Origin of the sequence: Acetobacter senegalensis, assembly GCF_001499615.1 — a bacterium.
GTDB classification, from domain to species: Bacteria; Pseudomonadota; Alphaproteobacteria; order Acetobacterales; family Acetobacteraceae; genus Acetobacter; species Acetobacter senegalensis.
Genome location: NZ_LN606600.1, coordinates 3,789,280 through 3,812,032, shown reverse-complemented (window position 1 = coordinate 3,812,032; position 22,753 = coordinate 3,789,280). Strand labels below are relative to the sequence as shown.

Annotated in this window: 23 protein-coding genes and 1 tRNA gene; 17 read left to right on the top strand and 7 right to left on the bottom strand. The window is 57.1% G+C overall.

The annotated features are described in order from the left end of the window. Positions 1-30 precede the first annotated feature (30 nt). Entirely contained in the window at positions 31-474 is a 444-nt protein-coding gene (locus ASN_RS17560; RefSeq protein WP_231948303.1) for a hypothetical protein, read from the top strand. A 267-nt stretch (positions 475-741) separates the two neighbouring features. On the opposite strand, the gene ASN_RS17555 is transcribed toward ASN_RS17560, so the two are convergent. Further along, positions 742-1,803, bottom strand: coding sequence for a hypothetical protein (locus ASN_RS17555; protein WP_231948302.1), 1,062 nt, complete (start codon positions 1,801-1,803; stop codon positions 742-744). Here ASN_RS17555 and ASN_RS17550 point away from each other — a divergent pair. Together ASN_RS17550 and ASN_RS17545 are read left to right on the top strand one after the other, a co-directional pair. Then, positions 1,802-2,794 carry a bile acid:sodium symporter family protein gene (locus ASN_RS17550; RefSeq protein WP_058988985.1) on the top strand — a complete coding sequence of 331 codons (993 nt, stop codon included), beginning with the start codon at positions 1,802-1,804 and terminating at the stop codon, positions 2,792-2,794. The genes ASN_RS17555 and ASN_RS17550 overlap by 2 nt on opposite strands. A 3-nt stretch (positions 2,795-2,797) precedes the next feature. Beyond that, positions 2,798-4,267, top strand: coding sequence for a pyridoxal phosphate-dependent decarboxylase family protein (locus tag ASN_RS17545; RefSeq protein ID WP_058988984.1), 1,470 nt, complete (start codon positions 2,798-2,800; stop codon positions 4,265-4,267). Here the strand turns inward: ASN_RS17545 and cobT are convergent. From cobT to ASN_RS17530, 3 genes are all read right to left on the bottom strand, one after another. Further along, positions 4,256-6,196, bottom strand: a complete 1,941-nt coding sequence (cobT, locus tag ASN_RS17540) for a cobaltochelatase subunit CobT (RefSeq protein ID WP_006557649.1) — start codon at positions 6,194-6,196, stop codon at positions 4,256-4,258. The genes ASN_RS17545 and cobT overlap by 12 nt on opposite strands. A gap of 25 nt (positions 6,197-6,221) precedes the next feature. After that, positions 6,222-7,229, bottom strand: a complete 1,008-nt coding sequence (locus tag ASN_RS17535; protein ID WP_006557648.1) for an AAA family ATPase — start codon at positions 7,227-7,229, stop codon at positions 6,222-6,224. A gap of 93 nt (positions 7,230-7,322) precedes the next feature. Next, positions 7,323-7,934 (bottom strand): J domain-containing protein, encoded by a 612-nt coding sequence (locus ASN_RS17530; RefSeq protein WP_081473519.1) that lies wholly within the window; start codon positions 7,932-7,934, stop codon positions 7,323-7,325. Positions 7,935-7,978: 44 nt separating this feature from the next. On the opposite strand from ASN_RS17530, the gene ASN_RS17525 reads away from it, so the two are divergent. After that, positions 7,979-8,317: a BolA family protein gene (locus ASN_RS17525; RefSeq protein ID WP_058988983.1), complete on the top strand. Its 339-nt coding sequence runs from the start codon at positions 7,979-7,981 to the stop codon at positions 8,315-8,317. After that, positions 8,314-8,907, top strand: coding sequence for a LolA family protein (locus ASN_RS17520; protein WP_231948301.1), 594 nt, complete (start codon positions 8,314-8,316; stop codon positions 8,905-8,907). Before ASN_RS17525 ends, ASN_RS17520 begins: the two co-directional genes overlap by 4 nt. Here the strand turns inward: ASN_RS17520 and lipB are convergent. Next, the gene (gene lipB / locus ASN_RS17515) at positions 8,885-9,574 is read right to left on the bottom strand and encodes a lipoyl(octanoyl) transferase LipB (protein ID WP_058988982.1); all 690 of its coding nucleotides are present in this window, start codon (positions 9,572-9,574) and stop codon (positions 8,885-8,887) included. The genes ASN_RS17520 and lipB overlap by 23 nt on opposite strands. Before the next feature lie 74 nt (positions 9,575-9,648). Between lipB and ASN_RS17510 the strand changes: the two genes are divergently transcribed. From ASN_RS17510 to moaA, 4 genes are all read left to right on the top strand, one after another. Beyond that, positions 9,649-9,735: transfer RNA gene (locus ASN_RS17510), tRNA-Leu, on the top strand. A 307-nt stretch (positions 9,736-10,042) separates the two neighbouring features. Beyond that, positions 10,043-10,927, top strand: a complete 885-nt coding sequence (gene galU, locus ASN_RS17505; protein WP_006557643.1) for a UTP--glucose-1-phosphate uridylyltransferase GalU — start codon at positions 10,043-10,045, stop codon at positions 10,925-10,927. Further along, positions 10,927-12,336 (top strand): phosphoglucomutase/phosphomannomutase PgmG, encoded by a 1,410-nt coding sequence (gene pgmG / locus ASN_RS17500; protein ID WP_058988981.1) that lies wholly within the window; start codon positions 10,927-10,929, stop codon positions 12,334-12,336. Before galU ends, pgmG begins: the two co-directional genes overlap by 1 nt. A gap of 185 nt (positions 12,337-12,521) precedes the next feature. After that, a complete protein-coding gene (moaA, locus tag ASN_RS17495) occupies positions 12,522-13,538 on the top strand; it encodes a GTP 3',8-cyclase MoaA (protein WP_058988980.1) in 1,017 nt (338 codons plus the stop codon). 4 nt (positions 13,539-13,542) lie between these two features. Here the strand turns inward: moaA and ASN_RS17490 are convergent, their stop codons facing one another. Continuing rightward, positions 13,543-14,424, bottom strand: coding sequence for a methyltransferase domain-containing protein (locus ASN_RS17490; RefSeq protein WP_058988979.1), 882 nt, complete (start codon positions 14,422-14,424; stop codon positions 13,543-13,545). A 113-nt stretch (positions 14,425-14,537) separates the two neighbouring features. Between ASN_RS17490 and ASN_RS17485 the strand changes: the two genes are divergently transcribed. The 5 genes from ASN_RS17485 (at position 14,538) to ASN_RS17465 (ending at position 18,012) form a co-directional block, all read left to right on the top strand. After that, entirely contained in the window at positions 14,538-15,284 is a 747-nt protein-coding gene (locus ASN_RS17485; protein ID WP_231948300.1) for a ComF family protein, read from the top strand. A gap of 84 nt (positions 15,285-15,368) precedes the next feature. Next, entirely contained in the window at positions 15,369-15,629 is a 261-nt protein-coding gene (grxC, locus tag ASN_RS17480; RefSeq protein WP_058988977.1) for a glutaredoxin 3, read from the top strand. Between the two features lie 37 nt (positions 15,630-15,666). After that, positions 15,667-16,134 (top strand): DUF1178 family protein, encoded by a 468-nt coding sequence (locus ASN_RS17475; protein WP_006557637.1) that lies wholly within the window; start codon positions 15,667-15,669, stop codon positions 16,132-16,134. A 177-nt stretch (positions 16,135-16,311) separates the two neighbouring features. Next, the gene (locus tag ASN_RS17470) at positions 16,312-16,722 is read left to right on the top strand and encodes a DUF2147 domain-containing protein (RefSeq protein ID WP_231948299.1); all 411 of its coding nucleotides are present in this window, start codon (positions 16,312-16,314) and stop codon (positions 16,720-16,722) included. 30 nt (positions 16,723-16,752) lie between these two features. Next, positions 16,753-18,012, top strand: coding sequence for a lactonase family protein (locus ASN_RS17465; RefSeq protein ID WP_058988976.1), 1,260 nt, complete (start codon positions 16,753-16,755; stop codon positions 18,010-18,012). Between the two features lie 11 nt (positions 18,013-18,023). Here ASN_RS17465 and ubiG read toward each other — a convergent pair whose 3' ends face one another. Beyond that, positions 18,024-18,764: a bifunctional 2-polyprenyl-6-hydroxyphenol methylase/3-demethylubiquinol 3-O-methyltransferase UbiG gene (gene ubiG / locus ASN_RS17460; RefSeq protein ID WP_058988975.1), complete on the bottom strand. Its 741-nt coding sequence runs from the start codon at positions 18,762-18,764 to the stop codon at positions 18,024-18,026. A 174-nt stretch (positions 18,765-18,938) separates the two neighbouring features. On the opposite strand from ubiG, the gene ASN_RS17450 reads away from it, so the two are divergent. The 3 genes from ASN_RS17450 to ASN_RS17440 are packed head-to-tail and all read left to right on the top strand — an operon-like array spanning position 18,939 to position 22,645. Next, the gene (locus tag ASN_RS17450) at positions 18,939-20,192 is read left to right on the top strand and encodes an aspartate kinase (protein ID WP_058988974.1); all 1,254 of its coding nucleotides are present in this window, start codon (positions 18,939-18,941) and stop codon (positions 20,190-20,192) included. Further along, the gene (locus ASN_RS17445) at positions 20,185-21,270 is read left to right on the top strand and encodes an NAD(P)H-dependent flavin oxidoreductase (RefSeq protein ID WP_061474871.1); all 1,086 of its coding nucleotides are present in this window, start codon (positions 20,185-20,187) and stop codon (positions 21,268-21,270) included. Before ASN_RS17450 ends, ASN_RS17445 begins: the two co-directional genes overlap by 8 nt. After that, positions 21,263-22,645: a helix-turn-helix domain-containing protein gene (locus ASN_RS17440; protein WP_231948298.1), complete on the top strand. Its 1,383-nt coding sequence runs from the start codon at positions 21,263-21,265 to the stop codon at positions 22,643-22,645. Before ASN_RS17445 ends, ASN_RS17440 begins: the two co-directional genes overlap by 8 nt. The last annotated feature ends 108 nt before the right edge of the window (positions 22,646-22,753 follow it).

Genomic DNA, 22,753 nt, shown 5'->3' with positions numbered 1-22,753 from the left:
TTCTGGTCTGCCAAAGGAAAAGGAAACAGGATGATGCATCGCCCGCCTACCGGATTTCTGGCTGTTCTGTCTTTTGGGCTGCTGATGATGCTTCCATCTTGTGAGACGGCGTCCCAACAGATTGAAGGGAAGGAAGACCATCTGGCCGCGGCGGGCTTTTTTCAGAAACCGGCAGATACGCCTGAACGGCAGGCCATGCTGAACCGTTTGCCCGCGCATCATTTTGTAAGGCGCGTGAAGAATGATCACGTGTTCTACGTGTATTCAGACCCGTTGGTGTGTGATTGCCTGTATGTGGGGGATGAGGCGGCCTATAGCCGTTACCAGCAATATGTGCAGGCACAGGCGTTAGCAGATGAGCAGGAAATGACGGCTCAGATGTATGATGATGCCCAATGGAACTGGGGCGCATGGGGAGCCTGGAACCCCGCATGGGGGAACTGGGACCCGGGCATGGGGCCGATTGGGTGGTAGGGGAGCATAAGGCGGCTGCCACCGTATTCTTGTAAAAGCAGCTTAAGACGCTGTTTTGAAAAAGAATGGTACGCTGGTCTTGCCGTGGGCAACGACGATTGCGGTTGAACGCCGTCGTGAAGGCCCATCATCGGGCCGCCACAGTTGCCTGTTCGGCCCCACAAATCCCTCGCCAGCTAACATCTGCTGATTTTTTACCCAGCTTCTTCGATAAGCTCCCGCTTCAGACGATGGTGGACCGTGCTCAGGAGAGAGCGATGCTTCTCGTTATTTTAATGGAAGAGGGAAGCCGTTCACAGTCAGAACGCCGCCTTCCCAACTGGTATTCCAGACATTCGCGCCGTTTTGCGTATGGCTGACCAGACGGGCCAGAACGAGACCAGCTGCGAGTTTCATCTGTTGGGCTGCACGCGCCTTTTCGATCAGGGATTCCAGTTCCGTTATTTCCAGATGGCCGGATGCTGAGGTGGCGTTGACGTTACCGGTAAGGGTTGCCGTACCATTTCCCTTCAACTGCACGGTGTCGCGTTGCGCGTCAAAACTGGAGATGGTGACATGCACTGCCGGGGCTTGCTCTGCCTTGCCGCCGATAGCCGCCATAAGCGCGGGAAGCTCCGATGCTGGAAGAGAGAACGCAGCATGGGCGGTGGTGGGGAGAAGGTCCTGATTAGCGACATTCCGGAAGGACAGTCCGGTTAGGCCCAGGGTGGCCGCACTTGTGTGGGCTGTGGTGCTGCCTTCCAGTTTAAGGTGAGCCGACCCGATACCGACATGCGCGGTGCCGCGGCTGATTGCAGCACTACTCCATGCCAGATCATAGGTGCCTCCAGCTTTCAGCCCTTTGGCCACGCTCTGGCCCTGCTGTTGCAGCCAGTCAGAGCAGGCAGCATTGTGGTGGCCCGTCATGGCGGAAACCAGCAGGAGCGATGCCGCATCCGCCTGATTTTGTATGGAATCGTCATCCCCCTCCGGGGCGGTGTAATGCATCTGCTTGACGGTAAGCGTGGTGCTGCCATCCGGCGTGCGTACGGTGGTGTTTTGATACGTGACGCCGTGGGCGGATGCCTGAACCGCACCATGGTTTATCACAGCGCAGCTTCCGGGTGGTGCCGCCAGCGCCCGCACGGGTGAGGCTGCAAGGTAGGCCAGACCCGCACTCACGAGCATGAGAGAGGCCAGAGGGGGAATGGTGTGTGCTTTCATTTGTGCGTAAAGGTGGCGTAAGCAGACGGCAGACGCAATCTTGATGTGAAAAAATAGTGCGGGTTGGCTGTGCCTTGGGTTACGGACCATACGCCCCGGAAAAACAGGAAAGACGGTACGCGGCATGTTTGGATTAGATCCGTTTCTTCTCAGCCTGATCGGCACTGTGCTGCTGGCCACGTTTGTTCCCTGCCATGGTGCGGCCGTGCCGGTTTTTCGGTGGCTGGCCATTATTGTCATTGCCATGATGTTTTTCCTGCAAGGCGCGCGCCTCTCTCGTAAGGCCGTGGTGGAAGGGCTGACCGCGTGGCGCCTGCATCTGATGATCCTGTGCTGCACGTTTGTGCTGTTTCCGCTGCTGGGTTTGGCGTTGCATGCTGCTTTTCCCGGCCTGTTGCAGAATGAGGTATGGCTGGGCGTTCTGTTCCTGTGCTGTCTGCCGTCCACCGTTCAATCTTCCATCGCGTTTACATCCATCGGCGGGGGGAACGTGCCCGCCGCTGTGTGTGCGGCGACGGCATCCAATGTTTTTGGCATTTTCATTACGCCGTTTCTGGTCGGGCTGGTGCTGGCGCGCCATGGCGGGCAGTCCGGTGGCGTGATGGATATTGTCTTCCAGCTTCTACTTCCGTTTGTGCTGGGGCAGGTTCTTCAGCCGTGGATTGGCGCATGGGCGCACCGCAACAAGAAGTTGCTATCCATGACGGATCGCGGGTCGATCCTGATTGTGGTTTACACAGCGTTCAGTGATGCCGTGATTCAGGGGCTGTGGCACCGTCTGCCGCTGAGCGAACTCGGTCTGATTGCCGTGGTGGACTTTCTGTTGCTGGTGTGTGTGCTGGTCATCACGGCTTTTGGCAGCCGGCTGGTGGGTATGCCTTTGCGGGATGAGATTGCCGTGGTGTTCTGCGGGTCCAAGAAAACGTTGGCCTCAGGGGTGCCTATGGCCAACGTGCTCTTTCCGCCAGCTTCGGTTGGGCTCGTTGTGTTGCCGCTCATGATCTATCATCAGATCCAGTTGTTTGTCTGTGCTGTGCTGGCACGTAAATTTGCGGTCATGATGAAGAAGCACGAGGCAGAAAAAGCGCTCCTGACACCAGCCGAAGTAGGAGAATGAACCATGGCTGGGCTTGATCCGGAAAACTGGGAAGAGCTGCGTGCGCTGGGTCACCGCATGCTGGATGACATGCTGGATAACGTGAAGGCCGTGGCTGCAGGGCCAGTGTGGCAACCTATGCCCGAAAGTGTCAGGCAGGGATTTCATGATGCGCCTTTGCCGCAGTCAGGCGCTCCTGTTGACCAGCTTTACCATCAGTTTACCCAGCAGGTTCTGCCCTATGCGGTTGGTAACCGGCATCCGCGTTTTATGGGGTGGGTGCACGGCGGTGGCACCCCTCAGGGCATGTTGGCCGAGATGCTGGCCGCGGGGCTTAACGCCAATCTAGGCGGACGTGACCATGCTCCGGTTGAAGTGGAACGGATGGTCATTCGCTGGACAGCCAGCATGCTCGGTTTTCCGGAAACAGCGACCGGCGTACTGGTTACCGGATCTTCAATGGCGAATTTCATTGGTGTGATTACGGCCAGCCGCGGGGTGCCCGCAGGCGTGAAAATGCGGGCAGAGGGGATACAAAGCCGCAGGCTGGTGGGATATGCCGGGCAAACGGCCCACGGATGCATTGCCCGTGCTTTTGATCTGGCAGGGCTGGGAACCAATGCATTGCGGCGTGTGCCGATGGATGCGGCATTCCGTATGGATATGGACGTATTGCGCTCCATGATCGCGGAGGACAGGGCAGCCGGGTTTGAACCCTTTCTGGTGGTGGGAACTGCGGGAACAGTCGATACGGGCTCCATTGATCCATTGGCTGATCTGGCGGCTTTTGCGCGGGATGAGGGGCTCTGGTTCCACGTGGATGGCGCTTTTGGCGCTTTAGCGCGGCTTTCGGCTGAATATGCTCCAGCACTTGCCGGGATGGAGCAGGCCAACAGCATAGCGCTGGATTTTCATAAATGGGCGCAGACACCGTACGATGCCGGATGCATTATTGTGCGTGAAGAAGGGAAGCAGGCCGCAGCTTTTGCCCAGTCTCTGGCTTATCTGGCACGGGAAGATCGAGGGCTGGCGGCCGGTGCGCCGTGGTTCTGTGATCTGGGGCCGGATCTGTCTCGTGGCTTCAGGGCGCTCAAGGTCTGGTTCACTCTGGCCGGATTTGGCACCGATGGGCTGGGGGAGGTGGTGACCCGGTCCTGTGCTGTCGCACGCTATCTGGCAGCCCGGATTGACGACACGCCATGTCTGGAACTGCTGGCTCCAGTTACCCTGAATATCGTCTGTTTCCGTGTGGTGGTGGAGAACGAGGATCTGGATACGCTGAATGGCGAGTTGGTGAAGGATCTGCATGAAAGCGGGATTGCAGCACCTTCCACCACCACGCTACATGGGAAGCGGGCCATTCGTGCGGCTATTGTCAATCACCGCACCACGGAGCAGGACGCCGATATTCTGCTGAACGCCCTGCTTGATCTGGCCGAAACCCGGACAGGGAAACCCCTGCACCGGGCGAGCGCCGAGACCTTACCTGCGTGAGCGCGCCTTCCGGCGGCCACGCTGGGCACTTTTTTCATCAAACAGGCCGGACAGTGCCTGCAACATGGTGCCCCCGAGTTCTTCCGCATCGGTAATGGTGACGGCGCGCTGATAATAGCGCCCCACATCATGCCCGATGCCGATTGCTGTCAGTTCCACGGGGCTGCGGTCTTCAATCATATGGATCACCTCGCGCAGGTGATCTTCAAGATAGGAGCCCGGATTAACGGAAAGCGTGCTGTCATCCACCGGAGCGCCATCTGAAATCACCATCAGAATCTTGCGGGATTCCGGCCGGTTTTTCAGGCGCTTCCATGCCCACAGCAGGGCTTCGCCATCAATATTTTCTTTCAGTAGGCCTTCGCGCAGCATGAGCCCCAGATTAGTGCGGGCACGGCGCCACGGCATATCGGCCGCTTTGTAAATGATGTGACGCAGATCATTCAGGCGGCCGGGCTCTGGCGGCTTTCCATCCTGTAGCCATTTTTCACGGCTCTGGCCCCCTTTCCACGCGCGCGTGGTGAAGCCGAGAATTTCCACCTTTACCCCGCAGCGTTCCAGCGTGCGGGCAAGAATATCCCCGCAGGAAGCTGCCACGGAAATAGGGCGGCCCCGCATGGAACCGGAATTGTCCACCAGCAGCGTGACCACGGTATCCCGGAATTCCGTGTCGCGTTCCTGCTTGTAGGAGAGAGAGAGCAGGGGGTTAACCACCACGCGGGAGAGACGGCCAGCATCAAGCAGACCCTCTTCCATATCAAATTCCCAGGACCGTGTTTGCTGCGCCATCAGACGGCGTTGCAGTTTGTTGGCCAGACGCGAGACCACGCCATGCAAGGTGGCCAGTTGCAGGTCCAGTTGATGGCGGAGACGGTTGAGTTCTTCCGGATCACACAGATCTTCGGCGCGAATTTCTTCGTCAAATGCAGTGGTATAGGCGTGGTAGGTCTTGGCGGTTTCGCCCGGCGGGGTTTCCGGGCGGTTGCCCGGCCCTGCGGCATCCCCCGTTCCTTCTGCGCCGCTGCCCTCGGTTTCCTCTTCCAGCATGTCTGGTGAGGCTTCACCACTTCCGGCCATCAGTTGAGGCTGTGGAGCGGCCTCGGTCGATTCTGGTTCGGCTGGCGGTGCGTTTTCTTCTGATTCAGGCGGAGACGCGTCATTCTCATCCTGACTATCGGCAGAGTCCGAACCGTCAGGATCTTCTTCCAGTTCGTCAGAAGATGTGTCTTCCTCCGTCAGGGCGCAGGCAGCCAGAAGCTGGCGGGATGTGCGGGCGTAAGCAGCCTGATCATCCTGATTTTCACTGAGCTTGGAGAGGGCCTGCAAAGCCTTTGGGGGAAGGGTTTCCCGCCATTTATGCAGGATACCCTGCGCTGCCACAGGGGCAGGTTCGCCCGTCAGATATTCGCGCGCCAGAAGCTCCAGCGCGACAGCAGGAGAAAGCTGACTGGGGTCAGTCATACGTTCAAGGCCGCCTTCACGGCAGTCCTGTTCCAGCCGCTCCCGCAGATTGGCGGCGACCCCTTTCATGTGCCGTGCGCCGACGGTTTCAATACGCGCCTGTTCCAGAGCATCGTACACATCCCGCGCCATACTATCGTCAGGCGTGCGGGATTTGTGCAGATCGGCGTCGTGATGTTTCAGCCGTAGCGCCTGTGCATCAGCAGCACCGCGAATACGCGAAATTTCATCTTCCCGCAGATGGCGGGAGGGCTGCTGAAGGCGCACACTCCCCCCCACACTGAGGGGCGCGACCGGCATATTGCCCGTATGAAACGAGACATCCGTATCGCGTTGGCCGCCCAATGCGCGCAGGGTAGCGGCTGTGGCCTGCTTGAAGGCGTCAATCCGGTTTTCCGAGTCTGACGCTCCCTGATTCCGGTTATGGCCCGGCGGTGGAGCCTGTGCTCCTCTCCTGCTGTCAGCCATTGAAAAACCGCTCTCCCTTCAAACTTCAGAAGCCCTTTTTAGGCAGAGGACTCGTGTTGAAGCAGCGTTGGTAATATTCCGCCACCATGTTGCGCTCGGCTTCGTCACATTTGTTGAGGAACGTGACGCGGAACGCAAAAGCTGTGTCCTTGAAAATCCGTTCGTTTTCAGCCCACGCGATAACCGAACGGGGAGACATGACAGTGGAAAGATCGCCCGCCATGAATCCTGCACGTGTCAGGTTGGCAAGGGCCACCATGTTTTCAATGGTACCGCGGGCTGCTTTGTCATTCGGGTCAATGCCCAGGCGGGACAGCACAATACCGACTTCCTGCGTATGCGGCAGGTAATTCAGTGATGTGACAATGTTCCAGCGGTCCATCTGGCCCTGATTGATCTGCTGGGTGCCATGATACAGGCCCGTGGTGTCGCCCAAACCGATGGTGTTGGCTGTGGCGAACAGACGGAACCATGGATGCGGCTTGATGACACGGTTCTGATCAAGAAGGGTGAGTTGCCCTTCCACTTCCAGAACGCGCTGGATCACGAACATCACATCCGGGCGTCCGGCATCATATTCGTCAAACACCAGTGCGCAGGGGTGTTGCAGGCACCATGGCAGCAGACCTTCCTGAAATTCGGTCACCTGCTGGCCATCACGCACCACAATGGCGTCTTTCCCCACCAGATCAATACGGGAGACATGGCTGTCCAGATTGATGCGGATGCACGGCCAGTTCAGCCGGGCCGCAATCTGTTCAATGTGGGAGGATTTCCCTGTTCCGTGAAAGCCCTGCACCATAACGCGCCGATTGAAGGCGAACCCGGCCAGAATGGACAGGGTGGTATCGTGGTCGAACAGATAGGCCGGATCAATTTCTGGCACATGCTCGGTGCGGAGGGAGAAGGCAGGGACCGTGAAGTCAGAATCAAGGCCGAACACTTCGCGGACCGAGACTTCGCGATCCGGCGCTGAAAGGGCGGAAATCGGGGGGAGGTCACCCGTGGAAGCCGGGCTTGCAGAAGCAGTCATTCTTTATCCGTCTGATTTTTAAGTGGGCTTTCCGGTCATGCGGCCAGATGCACAGAGCCCGGTGGGCAGAGAAGGGGATGCAGGATGGCACGATCAGCCAGCTTTTTCGAGACCCTCTCCTGCAAGATGTGATCTCACGATCGTAAAGGCAACGTTGATAACCTTGAGGCGTTCTTCCGCCTCACGATCTCCATTGTTTGTGTCTGGATGGTGCTTGCGGGCGAGCGAGCGGTAACGGGCCTTGGCTTCATCCATTGTGACAGGCCAGTCCAGACCCAACGTTGCCAGTGGTTCACGCAGGGCATCGGGGATATGCGGTCTGGCCGCCTGACGACGACGTTCTGCGCGGGCGCGACGATTCTGACCAAGAATATCCAGCGGATCGAGGATCTCTTCTTCATTGAAATTCTGGCTGCGGGGGCGGGCTGAACTCTGCCCAAACGCCCACGATGGCCGATCCCATGCGATATCGGCACGCAGATGCGCTTCGATCTGGCCGGGTGACATGCCTTTGTAATAGTCCCACCGGGCGTTATACTCCCTCACATGCTCGAGGCAGAACCAGTAATACTGGTTGAGCGTCTCACGTGAACGAGGGGCGCGATAACCGGCGGGTTTGTCACAATCGGGCATGTCACAGCAGCGCTGCGGGGCGTCCGGATCCGGATCGAACGCCCGATGACGGGTATTCCTTCGCTTCATCATCAGGGTTATGTGCGTCATGAACTGTTCTGTGCAAGGGGGAACGTATGGCTTCGCGTCGCAATTCTGCATCGACATCTGAGGCGAGTGGCGCACGGGCCAGCCGTGTGCGAGAGGCATTGACCGCCGCATTTGCGCCACAAAAGCTCGAAATTCTGGATGAAAGCAGCCGTCATGCTCATCATGTGGCCATGACACGAGGACCAGAAGCCGGAGCAACGGAAACGCATTTTCGCGTTCTGCTGGTCAGTCGGCTGTTTGAAGGGGTGAGCCGCGTGAATCGGTCGCGCATGGTGCATGACGCGCTTGGTTATGAATTTGGCAGCGGTCTGCACGCTCTGGCCCTGACATTACGGACACCAGAAGAGGATGCAGCTCTTTCATGACCATTCTGTTTGACGGTTCTGCCAGTCGCCCCATGCGCTATGGCCTCTCCCGCCGCATCGCTCTGTTCGGGCCGCTGGCGTTGGCGGCGTGTGCCACAGGCCGAGTGGGCGCTCCCGCCGGGCAGGATGATGTTCACAGGGTTGAAGCCTATCTTCGCGCTGTGAAATTGCAGAATGTGCCCTTTAGCCAGACATGGCCCAATGGCACGACAGGCGGAGGCGTGCTGACATATCATGCAGGGTATCTCCACCTGATTTACACAGCGCCTCATCCCATGGATCTGGAGGCATCTGGCTCTCACGCCGTATTTAAAGACAGTCAGACAGGCTCAGAAACCCGTATGGGGCTGGCCCACAACCCGTTAGGGCTTCTGATGGGCAACCCTTTGTCGCTCACAGGTGCTGTGACGGTGACGGACATTCAGAAGCCTGCCGGAATTCTTCAGGTGTCACTTGCGCGCACGGAAAACCCGTCTCAGGGCCTTGTTACCCTGATTTTCCGGGATGATGGTGCAAGGCTCGCTTTGTATGAGATCCGGCTTGTTGATGAGCGGCGCCGTACTTTGTTTATTCGTCTTGAAGAGGCGTAAACGCTGAAGGAGACTCACCAAACACCGCTGTCCAGTTTTTGGCGAGGGCGGCGTCCAGTTGGGCAAAGGTCACCGGCAGGCCAAGCTTCTGAAAACTGGTGACCCCAAATTCCCGGATGCCGCAGGGCACGATGCCGTCAAAATCCGCCATGTCGGGGTGAAGATTGATGGCTATGCCATGCCAACTGACCCAGCGTGAAACGCGCACCCCGATTGCGGCAATTTTTTCTTCCTGACCGCTTTGCGGATCAATGACCCACACACCGACACGTCCCTCCCGACATTCTCCTTTCAAGCCGAATTCTGCCAATGTGCGGATGATCCAATTTTCCAAGGCGTGCACATAGGCCCGTAAATCGCGCGCCGGGACCTGCCCGTGGGATTTTTGCAGATCCATCATGACATAGGCGATTCGTTGGCCGGGGCCGTGATAGGTCCATTGGCCGCCGCGTCCGGCATCATAGGTAGGATAATGGTGGGGGTTAAAGAGATCTGCCGGTTTGGCGGAGGTTCCGGCTGTATAAAGAGGGGGATGCTCAAGCAGCCAGACGCGTTCCTCTGCCTGCTGGGAGCGGATTTTCTGGGCAATATCCTGCATGCGGGAGAGAGCATAAGGGTAAGGGACCGGGTTTTTGCTGATTTCCCATAAAAAGTGTTTGTTGGTCATTGCCGCCTGATGTTGGTTCGGTTATAGGGCTTCTCACCAAACGGTATCGCTCTTTCGGTACTGGTTGTCACGGGGCGGCCGTGGCGGAATGGTAGACGCGCAAGCTTGAGGTGCTTGTGGGGGAATACCCCGTGGAAGTTCGAGTCTTCTCGGCCGCACCATTATTCTGATTTCCGGAAAAATTCAGCAAAAACCAAAAGCTGGTTTTTCCCGGAATCATGAAATTTCATGATTAAAATTATTATTTCAGCCTGAAAACGGCCCAAGTGCCATAGTCAGGCCTTTCTTTCTTTGTTTAAAATCCGCGTAATCTTTGTTGTCGCACCTGCGTTACCTCAGCCGGGACTATGCCCGTGCATGAGGAGGTATTGTGCTGTCAGGCCTGATTTGACGGAATATGCTCTCTGATAGTACGGGTACCGTGGCGCATTTGTTACAACTGAACTCTTAATTCAAGGTGTCGTATTCGTGTCCAAGCCCAAGCCTTTACGTAAAGCAGTTCTGCCTGTTGCAGGACTGGGTACACGCTTCCTGCCGGCAACCAAAGCCATGCCCAAGGAAATGCTGACAGTTGTTGACCGGCCTCTCATTCAATATGCGATTGATGAAGCGCGTGAAGCAGGGATTGAGGAATTCTGCCTGATTACAGGCCGTGGGAAAGATTCCCTGATCGATTATTTCGATATTGCTTACGAACTGGAAGCAACGCTGCGTGAGCGTAACAAGGTAGATGCGCTGGAAGCCCTGAAGCCGAGTTCCATTGAAGCAGGGTCTCTGGTGGCGGTGCGCCAGCAGGAGCCGCTGGGGCTCGGGCATGCCATCTGGTGTGCGCGGAGCTTTATTGGGGATGATCCGTTCGCCATTCTGCTTCCTGATGACATTGTGCAGGCCAAGACGTCCTGCCTGAAACAGCTTGCGGATGCGTACTACCAGACAGGTGGCAGTGTTGTGGCCGTCACGGAAGTGCCGCGTGAACACACCAACCGCTACGGTATCCTGGATACCGGCAAGGATGATGGTCGTCTGGTTGAAGTGAAGGGGCTGGTTGAAAAGCCGAAACCTGAAGACGCACCATCCAACCTGTCCATTATTGGCCGTTATATTCTCACCCCGGAAATCATGCCGCATCTTTCCAAGCTGGAAAAAGGTGCTGGTGGTGAAGTGCAGTTGACGGATGCAATGGCGAAGACCATTGGCGAAGTGCCATTCCATGGCCTGCGCTATGAAGGTCGCCGTTTTGATTGCGGCAACAAGATCGGCTTCCTTGAAGCTCAGATCGCATTTTCTCTGGATCGCCCTGATCTGGCTGACGATGTAAAGGGTTTCCTGAAGAACTATACTCAAAACCTTTAATGCTTTTTTCACACGTCTTTGATCCGAGCAGTCTGCGCGAATACGATATTCGCGGAATTGTCGGAAAGACGCTGACGACTGACGATGCTTTTGCCATAGGGCGGACTTTTGCCAGCATGGTCAGCCGGGCAGGCGGCAAGACGGTTGTGATTGGGTATGACGGGCGTCTTTCTTCACCAGTGTTGGAAACGGCATTGGTGAAGGGAGCCGCAGAATCGGGTGTGGACGTGGTGCGGATAGGCTGCGGTCCCACCCCGATGCTTTATTTTGCTTCCATCATGTTGAAGGCTGATGGGGCCGTTATGGTAACAGGCAGCCATAATCCGCCCGATTATAACGGCTTCAAGATGGTGTTCGCCGGCAAGCCGTTTTTTGGAGCCCAGATCCGTGAACTGGGAGATCTGGCGGCGAAAGGTGATGTGGTTGCCTTGCAGGACGGTACGGTTCGTTCCGTAGATATTCGTGAGGACTATATAAGCCGTTTGCTGAAAGACTGGGATGGAGGCCAGACATCGCTAAAGGTGGTCTGGGATAACAGCAACAGTTGTGCCGGAGAGGTTCTGGAAAAACTGGTCGCGCGTCTGCCCGGTGAGCATACGATTCTGAATAAGACGATAGATGGTCATTTTCCAGCGCACCATCCTGATCCCACGGTAGCTAAGAACCTTGAGCAGTTGATTGCGGCTGTTCGGGAAGAAAAAGCAGATATCGGCATTGCCTTCGATGGCGATGCAGACCGTATTGGGGTGGTCGATAACAGGGGCGAAATCCTATGGGGGGACCAGCTTCTGGTTCTGCTGGCGCGCGATGTGCTGAACGCCCATCCGGGTGCGACCATTATTGCGGATGTAAAGGCCAGTCAGGTTCTTTTTGATGAGATACGGCGTGCTGGCGGCAAGCCTGTGATGTGCCCTACCGGACATTCTCTCATCAAATCCAAAATGGCGGAAACGGGCGCCCTTCTGGCTGGCGAGATGTCGGGCCATATGTTCTTTGCGGACAAATGGTATGGGTTTGATGATGCCCTGTATGCAGCAGTAAGGTTGCTGGGGTGTCTTGCCCGTCTTGATGCACCGCTCTCTGTGGTGCGGCAGACGATTCCTCAGTCTGTTTCCACCCCGGAAATTCGGTTCGACTGTGATGATGAGCGCAAGTTCAAGGTTATGGAAGACGTTGCTGCTCGTCTTCGTCATGCCGGGGCAGAAATATCCGATATTGATGGTGTGCGCGTGACAACTCCGGATGGGTGGTGGTTGCTGCGGGCGTCCAATACGCAACCCGTTTTGGTGGCGCGTGCCGAAAGCACGGACGAAGTGGGCCTTGCACAGCTGAAAAGCGCGTTGACTGAGCAGCTTGCTCAGTCGGGAATAGCGCTGCCTGATTTCTCGGGGGCATGCGTAACCCACTAGAAGATGTGGGTAATTCAGCGGGTTCTGACTGACGCGAGAATGGGCAGGCCACGCCCTGTTGGTGGGCACGGTGTGCTTTATTTTCTTTCAAATGCTCTTTACGCAGGGGGCTGCCGTACCAGCTACGGGGACTGCCTGTATTTGGATTTCGACAACGTGATGGTGTTTTGTTATATAGTGGACCTATGTTGTCCTCTTTAATTGATCCAGCAGGCCGCCGTATTTCCTATCTCCGGATGTCGGTGACAGATCGGTGTGATATGCGGTGCGTGTATTGCATGGCCGAAAGCATGACCTTTCTGCCGCGTGAGGATGTTCTTGATTTTGAAGAGCTTTTTCGCCTTTGTCGTGTTTTTGTAAAGCATGGCGTCAAGAGGCTGCGCCTTACGGGCGGGGAGCCTCTTGTTCGCAAGGATATAGGCGTTTTTCTGGAGCATCTGGGTCAATGGTTGCATTACCCGCAGCAGGAAGGGGGGCTTGAAGAACTGACGTTGACGACCAACGGCAGCAGGTTGGCCCTTTATGCGGAAACATTGTTCAAGGCGGGTGTACGCCGGGTGAATGTGAGCCTTGATACGCTGGATGATTCACGGTTTTCGCAGATAACACGGCGCGGGAAGTTGGCTACCACATTGGAGGGTATTCGGGCTGCCCGAGCGGCAGGTCTGGCGGTCAGAATCAATACCGTTGCCATGGCTGGCGTAAATGACGATGAATTTGATGACATGCTGGCGTGGTGTGGTGACATTGGGGCAGATCTTTGCCTGATTGAAACCATGCCGATGGGCGAGACGGGCGAGGATCGAACAGCAACCTACCTCCCGCTTTCCAAAGTGAAAATGGAACTGGCGCGACGTTGGACTCTGGAGTCTTTGCCAGACAGAACGGGTGGGCCAGCCCGCTATATGCGGGTTGCAGAAACGGGACGACGCATTGGGTTCATCACCCCCATGAGCCATAATTTTTGTGATAGCTGCAATCGGGTCAGGGTATCCTGCACCGGCCGACTTTATACGTGTCTGGGTCAGGAAGATGGCATTGATCTGCGCGAGATCATGCGCTCGGGTGGAGATGATGCGGCTCTTTTATCCGGGATACAGACTGCCATTGCGCTGAAGCCGCGCGGTCATAATTTTATGCTCGGCGCCAAGCCGGGAGAGGTTCAGGGGCCAGCACGTCATATGAGTGTCACGGGCGGATAGCAACTCAGGGAGTTGTGTCCGGCAACGTGGAGCTGTTCAGCGCCTCTTCCAGAGAATGGGTAAATTGTCCCGGCTGGAGAGGTTTGGGTTGTGATGGAGACGGGCTCCACGCTGTAAGAATGGCCATATGCAGCGGCATGGCAAAAGATCCGTCCTGATCTTCCTGTGTGGCGAGTTCTGCCGCTGCGGCCGGGAACAGCATTCGCGGTGGAATGGCGCGGCTGCGGAGCTTCAAGGCGTTGGTTTCTCCAGCAGCGCGCAAATCCTGCATCAGACCCGTAAGCGATCGGTACCGTAAATCCAGTTTCTCGGTATCCACCACAGGAAGAGCAAAGCCGGTGCGCTGAAGCAGATGGGCGCAACTCTGCTGTGTGGGCAAGGGGGAAACACGGGGGGAAACACCGTCACTCAGGGCTAGTTCGGCCATTTCCAGCGCCTGTTTGAGCGGACGCAATGTGGGCAGGATGGGAACGCTCGCCAGAAACAGCCCATCTGGTTTAAGGATCTGGCGGATCTGGCTTAGCGTGCCGGGAAGATCATTGATCCAGTGAAGCGACAGGTTGGCCACGACCAGATCAAAGCTCTGAGGTGCAAAAGGGAGCCATTCCTCATCAGCACAGACAGTTGGTACGTTTGCTGTGTGGGGAAGGGGCATTATGGTTTCGCTGCATACAACGTCCATACCGCGGGCCAGCAGACGCGGCGCGATAATGCCGCGTCCTCCCAGATCAAGGGCCGAATGAAGCGGGCGCGTGACATCATCCAGTCGTTCCAGCAAAATATCCGCAGCCGCGGTAAGAATGGGAGCAACCGTATGCTGCAAGCGTGCTGCACGTGCCTTGTGCAGACGCACGGCGTGCCGGTCAAAAATGATGGGAGCCTCCATGGCTTTATGGTCTGCGCCAGTCTTCGTGCTTTGCCAAGAGAGGATGCATGACATCTAGGGGAGGCCGAACAGGTCTGGCGCTTGGAAAAGCTATGTGCAGGATGGGCAAGGGTATGCTTGATGTGCTTTTCCCACCGTCCTGTCAGTTATGTGGAGGAGAGACGGAGGAATCCGGTGGGGTTTGTCCCGCCTGTTTTGGTCGCCTCGCGTCTGTCACGCAGCCTTTTTGCGTCAAATGTGGCGCACCGCAGGCAGCAGAGGCCTATTTGAACGCCAAAGGATGGTGTGCCGCATGTGAGCGTCATCCTCCGGCATGGGACTATGCACGCGCAGCTTTTTTGTATGACAAAGGTGCCAAGGATCTGATTTTGCAGATGAAATATGCGGACAGGCAGGAGAACGCGCGTTTCCTTGGCAACAGAATGTGGCGGGCGGGACGAACTCTTTTTGCTGCTGATAGTCTGGTGGTGCCTGTCCCGGTTCACAGAAGACGGTTGTTGAAGCGACGTTATAATCAGGCGGCTCTTCTGGCGTGGGAAGTTGCCAGACAGGCCGGGGTTTCCTGGCAGCCGGATGTTTTGGCCCGTACGCGTGCGACCTCGCGCCTTGCAGGGTTCTCACGCAAGGAACGACATGAGGAAATGAAGCGCGCCATTGTGGTCAGAGCGCAGCGGGCGGAACTGATCTCGGGCAGGGCTGTTGTGTTGGTGGATGACGTGCTGACATCGGGAGCAACGGCCACCGCGTGTACTCATGCCTTGCGGCAGGCTGGCGCGCGCTCGGTCTCGGTGCTGGTGGCGGCTGAAGTGCCACTGCAAAAAGAGGTTGATCTGGCCTTTCCGATATTGGAAACGACATGAAAGGGGCGATGCCGTATATGGCGGGCATCGCGCTGCGCAAAAACGCGCATTCTATAACTGAAACACAAAAAAGCGGGGCACCCTATGCCAGCCATTGAAATCTATACTCAGCCCGGATGTCCCTATTGCGTACGTGCCGTACAGTTGCTGCGCAGCAAGAATGTTGCGTTTCAGGAAATCAACGCCCCGCGCGGAACGCCGGAGCGCCAGCAGGCTTATGACCGCTCCGGTGGCAGCACAACAGTGCCTCAGGTGTTTGTGGGAGAGAAGGCGCTCGGTGGCTGTGATGATCTGATGCGGCTGGAACGCCAGGGGAAGCTGAATGAGGCGCTCGGGCTTGCGTGATGGCCGGGAGCGCGCATTCACCTGAGAAAGAAGGAAGATGATCTGTTATCGCTTGCAGTGTGAAAACGGCCACGCGTTTGAAGGATGGTATCGGGATAGCGCGACCTTTGTGCAGTTGCAGCAGAATGGTTTTTTAAGCTGCCCTGAGTGTGGGACATCTGATGTACGGCAGGCTTTGATGGCACCCGCCATTGCCAAAGGCGGGAAGAGTGGCGGTGCTGCCGAGCACGAAAGCGCGCCGACCTCAGCGCCCGCCGCGCAGGCTGCTGGGGGTGCAGGCATTCCGGATAAGGTTCTGGTGGCCTTTCAGAAAATGCGGCAGGTGGTAGAGCAGAACTGCGAGAACATGGGTGACCGCTTTGCAGAAGAGGCTGTAAGGATTCACCATGGTGAAGCGCCTGAACGGGGTATTTATGGGAACGCGACGGAGCGTGACCACGAAATGCTCCGTGAAGAAGGGGTGGATGTGGTGGCCATTCCGTGGGTTCGGCGGTCAGATAGCTGACTGTGAAAGAGCGGTTGGCGGGGAAGTCTGTCTGACCTAGGCCGTTCCCGCTAAAGGCGCCCAAAATACAGATGCAGCCAGGCAGGTTGCAGGAATATGGAGAAGGACAAGGTGAGCAGAAAGAACAGATGGCTTGCGGCATTCCTTTACCCAGTTCTGATATGCGCGTTCTTTATCGTGTCAGGCACCGCCCGGGCGGAAAGTGTGCAGGCCAATCCGTTTGAAGGCTACTGGCTCAGTCAGGGCCATGATGGCGTGTTCAAGATAGGAACGTGCGGGGATACGGTATGTGGTCACCTTGTTGGGCTGCAATATGAGGGCACGGATGTTCCGCGTGACAAAAAGGGGAATTCGGAGTGCAATCTTCTGATGCTTACCGATTTCCGGGCATCTTCTGATGAAGGCGGGCGTTGGAACGGCAAGATTCTAGACCCTGACACCGGAAGCGTTTATCAGGCGCAGATATGGTCTCCCAGAAAAGATGTTCTAAAACTGCGGGGATATATCGGGTTGCCGCTTTTTGGCGAAACCCAGACATGGACCCGTTATCAGGGAACCATCGGGCCGGTGTGTAAAATGCCGCATTAAAAATTGAAAAGAACAACAAGGCTCTTGTTTATGACTCATTCTCTTTCCCGTCGTCTGTTCGGGCTTTCTGGCATGGCCGGAGCCGTGACGGTAGCGCTTCCAGCCTACGCTCAGGACGATACGGCCAAGGCTCCAGATCCGGCTGATCCGGAATCACGGGAGCGCACATATTGTTATGTGGGGGGATATACCCAGCACGGGCCGCCGGGAGGAAATGGGGAAGGAATTACCGTCTTTGAAATGGATCCGAAGACGGGCGTTCTGACAAACCTGATGACATTCACGGACATTGCCAGTCCGTCCTATATTGCGCTCTCACCCGATAAACGGTTTCTGTATGCCGTCAGCGAGATCAATGATTTTGATACGGCGCATAGTGGCTCTGTAACGGCGTTCTCAATTGATCATGCAACAGGTGCCCTGACAAAGCTGAATACTGTTGCCTCCGGCGGCGCGGACCCGGCGCATCTGAGCGTCCATCCCTCTGGCAGGTATGTCATGGTCGCTAATTATACCGGGGGAACGGTCGGGGTTCTGCATGTTCTGGCCGATGGGTCTCTGGGCCGTATGACCGAACTGCTGCACAACACCGGGCCCCGCATGCCAGATCGGGCGGCGGATAACCCGCCGGGCAATTTTGCCATTAGCGATCATTCATCAGCCCATCCCCACATGGTGAAGGCTGACCCCACAGGCAAATACGTTCTGGTGATGGATGCCGGGCTGGACCGTGTTTACGTGTGGACCATCAATCTGGATACCGGCAAGCTCACTCCTGCCGCTGTGCCCTTTACAACCATGACGCCGGGTTCGGCACCCAGACATTTTGAGTTCGGGTCGGATGGACACAAGCTCTATCTGCTATGTGAGCAGGACTCCAAGGTTGTGGTCGCGGATTTTGACCCGCAGACAGGCAAGATAGCGCCGCAGCAGACTGTCAGTAGCGTGACAGCGCATTTCCGTGGCAGCACGTTGGCCGCAGGCATTCTGCTCTCTCCTGATGAACATTTTCTCTATGTGTCCAACAGGCTGGGGGATTCGCTGGCTGTGTTTCAGGTCGCCAAGGATGGAGGCCTGACATTGGTGGATGAGATCTGGACCCATGCGGATTATGGGCGGTCGCTCATGTTTGATCCGTCAGGCAGCTATTTGTACGTTGCAAACCAGAGGAGTGATTCCATCACATCTTTCCGGGTTGATAAAACGACGGGAAAGATCAGTTTCACATGGGACTTTACGCCAATTGGCAGCCCCACGTGTTTTGAATTTCTGCGTGTTCCGGCTTCCTGAGCGCGCCGGAATCAGCTTTTTCTGAAAGCCGCAATGTAATTTACATCAAGGTTGCGGCTTTCCTTCCAGCCGGTCAGGCTGGGCACCATGCCCGCAATAGCCTGGATGCTCAGACCTGCTGAGCGGCCATATCGGCCCAGTTCGGCAGGGGTAATAAATTTCCGCCATTCATGCGTACCAACCGGCAGGAGGCGGAGCAGATATTCCGCCCCAATTTTGCCAATGGCCAGAGATTTCAGGGTGCGGTTCATGGTGGATACAATCACAATGCCCCCCGGTTCCGCCAGATCAGCCAGCATGTGCATAAATCTTTCAGGATCAGTGACATGCTCTATAATTTCTAAGGCGACCACGGCATCAAATCTGGCGTTTTCCGCCACCAGTTCTTCTGCGCTGCCAACACGATAAGTCAGCGGGCCGGAGCCATCGGGAAGCAGGTGATTTTCAAGATGCGTCCGTGCGGCGGCAATACCGTTGGGAGAGGCGTCAAGACCCAGAACATCATGGCCCGCCCTTGCCAGTGCCTCACTCGCCAAACCCGCGCCGCAGCCGATATCAAGCACGCGTACGCGGCGGCTGGTGCGCCCACGCAGGGGGAAGTGGCGGCAGGCCCAGCTTATGCGCAGTTCATTCATGGCATGCAGGGGCCGCATGGGGCCGGAGGGGTCCCACCATTTATCTGCCAGAGCGCCAAAGCGGGCAATTTCTTCGGGGGAAACGGAGGATGCAGCGTCGCGGCTGGAGGGATGCATGGAACAAAATTCCTTTCCTGCTGATCTCCCCCGCTGGACGAGAGGGGGCCGGGAAGGGTATGTGACGCGCCTTGTGAAGCTTCGCAACCGTCCTTTTGCGTCTTTCATGCCAGCAGTGCGCGTGGAAGGTGAAAAGAACGGTCTGTTTACGGCCTGTCTGGTGGAGAAAAAATTATGCCCGGTTCCGTGCCTCGGATCGTCATGAAGTTTGGCGGAACGTCCGTGGGGGATATTGAGCGCATTAAGGCCGTGGCCGAGCGTGTCAAGAAACAGAAAGACGCCGGTTGTGATGTGCTGGTTGTTGTCTCCGCCATGGCGGGGGAGACCAACAAGCTGGTCGGTTATTGCGATGCGCTTTCTGACCTGCATGACGCGCGGGAATATGATTCCATTGTGGCGACCGGTGAACAGGTGACCAGTGGCCTTCTGGCCATTGCCCTGCAGAAACTTGGTGTGTCCGCGCGTTCCTGGGCCGGATGGCAGGTTCCCATCCGGACCGATTCGGCACATGGCAAGGCCAGCCTGGACACAATTGACGGCGCCCATCTGCTGGGATGCATGGCGGAAGGTGTTGTGCCTGTGGTGGCTGGCTTTCAGGGCGTGGGGCCGGACGGGCGTGTGACCACGCTGGGCCGTGGGGGGTCTGATACCTCGGCCGTTGCGCTGGCCGCAGCCATCAAGGCAGACAGGTGTGATATCTATACCGATGTGGACGGGATCTACACGACAGATCCGCGCATTGTGTCAAAAGCACGCAAGCTTGAAAAAATCACCTATGAAGAAATGCTCGAACTGGCATCCGTCGGTGCGAAGGTTCTTCAGACACGGAGCGTTGGTCTGGCCATGCGGCAGGGCGTGCGTGTGCAGGTTCTTTCAAGCTTTGTAGATGGGCCAGCCTTGGTTGAAGGTAAGCTTCCCGGCTCCCTGGTGGTGGATGAGGACGAAATAGTGGAAAAGAAACTGGTGACTGGCATCGCGTATTCCCGTGATGAGGCCAAGCTGTCTGTAAGGCGGATTCCTGATCGTCCGGGGATTGCCGCTGCAATTTTCGGCCCGTTGAGTGAAGCCAACGTCAATGTGGACATGATCGTGCAAAGCACGGGTGCTGACGGCACAACGAACATGACGTTCACAACCAGCAAGACGGATCTGCCGCGCGCTATCAGCACACTGGAATCCGTGCGGGACGCTGTTCAGTACGAAGAACTGGTAACGGATGATGATGTGGTGAAAATCAGCGTGGTGGGCACAGGCATGCGCTCGCACGCCGGGGTGGCCAGCACCATGTTCCGCACACTTTCTGAACGTTCAATCAATATTCAGGTGATCTCGACCAGCGAAATCAAGGTTTCTGTTCTGGTAGCTGCTGAATACGCGGAACTGGCAGTGCGTGCCCTGCATACGGCGTATGGGCTGGATAATGTCTGACCTGATGGAACGCGATCTGACGGCATTGCCGACCGAGTCCGAGAAAGAACGGGCGCGCAAGCGCCTTCAGCACCTGTGCCAGCGTGGTGCTGATTTTCTGGGGACCCAGTATGCCATTCTTGGCGGGGCGATGTCCTGGGTTAGTGAGCGTCATCTGGTTTCCGCCATTTCCAACGCTGGTGGCTTTGGGGTGATTGCCTGTGGCGCCATGGAACCGGACCGTCTGGCCGAAGAAATAGCGGCTACCCGTGCGCTGACGGACAAGCCATTCGGCGTGAACCTGATCACCATGCACCCCCAGCTTTCCGAGTTGGTGGATGTGTGTTTGCAGGCAGGCGTTGGCCATATTGTGCTGGCTGGTGGCATTCCACCGGGAGCGGCTATCAAGGCCGCCAAGGATGGCGGTGCTAAGGTGGTGGCCTTTGCGCCTGCTCTGGTGCTGGCTAAACGGCTGATCAAAATGGGTGTGGATGCGTTGGTGATTGAAGGGGCGGAAGCTGGCGGTCATGTCGGCCCCGTTTCTTTGACGGTGCTCGCGCAGGAAATTCTGCCCCACATTGATCAGGTGCCGGTATTTGTGGCTGGCGGCCTGGGGCGCGGGGACGCGCTGGTTTCCTATCTGGAACTGGGGGCTTCCGGCGGCCAGTTAGGCACCCGTTTTGCCGCTGCGGCGGAAAGTATTGCGCATGAAAAGTTCAAAAAAGCGTTTGTGCGGGCTAATGCGCGGGATGCCATAACCTCCGTTCAGCTTGACGAACGTTTTCCCGTTATTCCGGTGCGGGGGCTGGCCAATGAAGGAAGCAGCCGTTTCGTGGCGCATCAGGCGGATGTGATCAGTCGCTTTCAGAGTGGTGCAATCTCGCGTGAGGAAGCCCAGCTTGAGATCGAACATTTCTGGGCTGGCGCCCTGCGTCGGGCTGTAATAGAGGGAGATGTTGAAAACGGATCTGTCATGGCCGGGCAGTCTGTCGGAATGGTGAAGGCCGTTCAGCCTGTGGCTGACATTATTGCGGACCTTGTTGATCAAGCTGTGCTGGCACTGGTGCGCCAGCAGCGACGTATGGATGCTGATGGCTGATACCCGTTCTGTTCCCGAGCAGGAAAAACCTGCCGCTTCCCCCGTCCTGCCAGATGTGGCGAGTGTTGGTGTGGGAAGCGCGTTGCGTATGCGGCGGGAGCAGCTTGGCTGGACATTACCGCAGATAGCCGACTGGTTGCGTATTCGGGAAGCTTATCTGGAGGCCTTGGAAAGTGGGCGTGCCGGGGTTTTTCCGGCAGAGGCCTACGCCTTGGGCTTCTTGCGCACGTATGCGCAAGCCTTGGGGTTTGACGCTGAAGATGTGGTGCAGCGCTACAAGCGGGAAGGGAAGGTTCGAAACCGCAAGCCCGAACTGACTTTTCCGGCACCACCGCCTGATCGGCGGATTCCGCCGGGGGTTACAGTTTCTCTCGGGTTGCTGGTGCTGGTAGGGGCCTATGTGGGCTGGTACCAATTCGTAGGCCATGCCCCTCCGGTGCCTGAGCATGTGCCGCCCGTGGCAGAGATTATTCCGGGCGAGAAAACGGCCAATGCTCCTTCCCCGCAGGTGGCGTCCATCTTGCCTGATCCGGGCGCTTCTCCTCCACCGCAGCCTGCGCCAGCCCCGGCATCGGGCGCGCCTTTAGGGGGCGCAGAGCATTCAGCTCCTGCCATAGCTTCAAATGATCCGTTGGCCCCGTCTGCGCAGGGAGCAACAGAACAGGCTTCCGGTTTGGCTGGCGGGACGGAAGGTGTTTCTTCTCCTGCGGCGAATACACCGGCACCGTCTTCGGACAGTGCCGAAGGGAGCGAGTCTACTGGGGCAGACGCAAACCAGCTTGTCTTGAAGGCGGATGCCGCGAGTTGGGTGCAAGTGAAGGATGGTGCCGGAAAAGTGGTGTATGACCACATCATGCAGCCGGGTGACCAGTGGGATGTACCACCAGAAAACGGCCCCTATAGCCTGACAGTTGGCAATGCTGGCGGCGTTATGGTTGCTGCCGGAAGTGTGACAACGCCCCACCTTGGTCGTAATGGTGCGGTGCGGCGGAAGCTGCCGTTGACGGTTGACGCTGTGCGGGACGGGAGCCTTGCGGGGGCGCCTGTATCGGGTGTGGTCACATCCCCTTCGGCAGCATCATCCGTACCAGCCGCTCCGTCGCTTCCTGCTGCCGGGCTTGCTTCACCGCAGAGTTCTTCAAAGCCGCAACAACAGAATAATGGCTCGCAGTCGGAAGATGTGCCATCCTCCACGTTGCCGGCAGGCGGAAAGGCCGCTTCTTCATCTGCCCAGCCGGATCAGGACGGTGTCGTGCAGGAGAATGCGCCAGCCATGCCAGTGCATTCCATGCCGCGGCGTAAGAGCAGCCCCCCTCCTGAAACCAGCGCGGATGACCTGAATGCCCGTCAGTTACAGGGATTGGGCGGACATTGAATGCCTCTTTTACGCGCTTTCATGTAGCCAACGCGCATTGATTTTGGCAGGAAGGCATCAAACGTAATGGGTGATCGTGCACCACAACACGGTTTGCCTGATCAACTG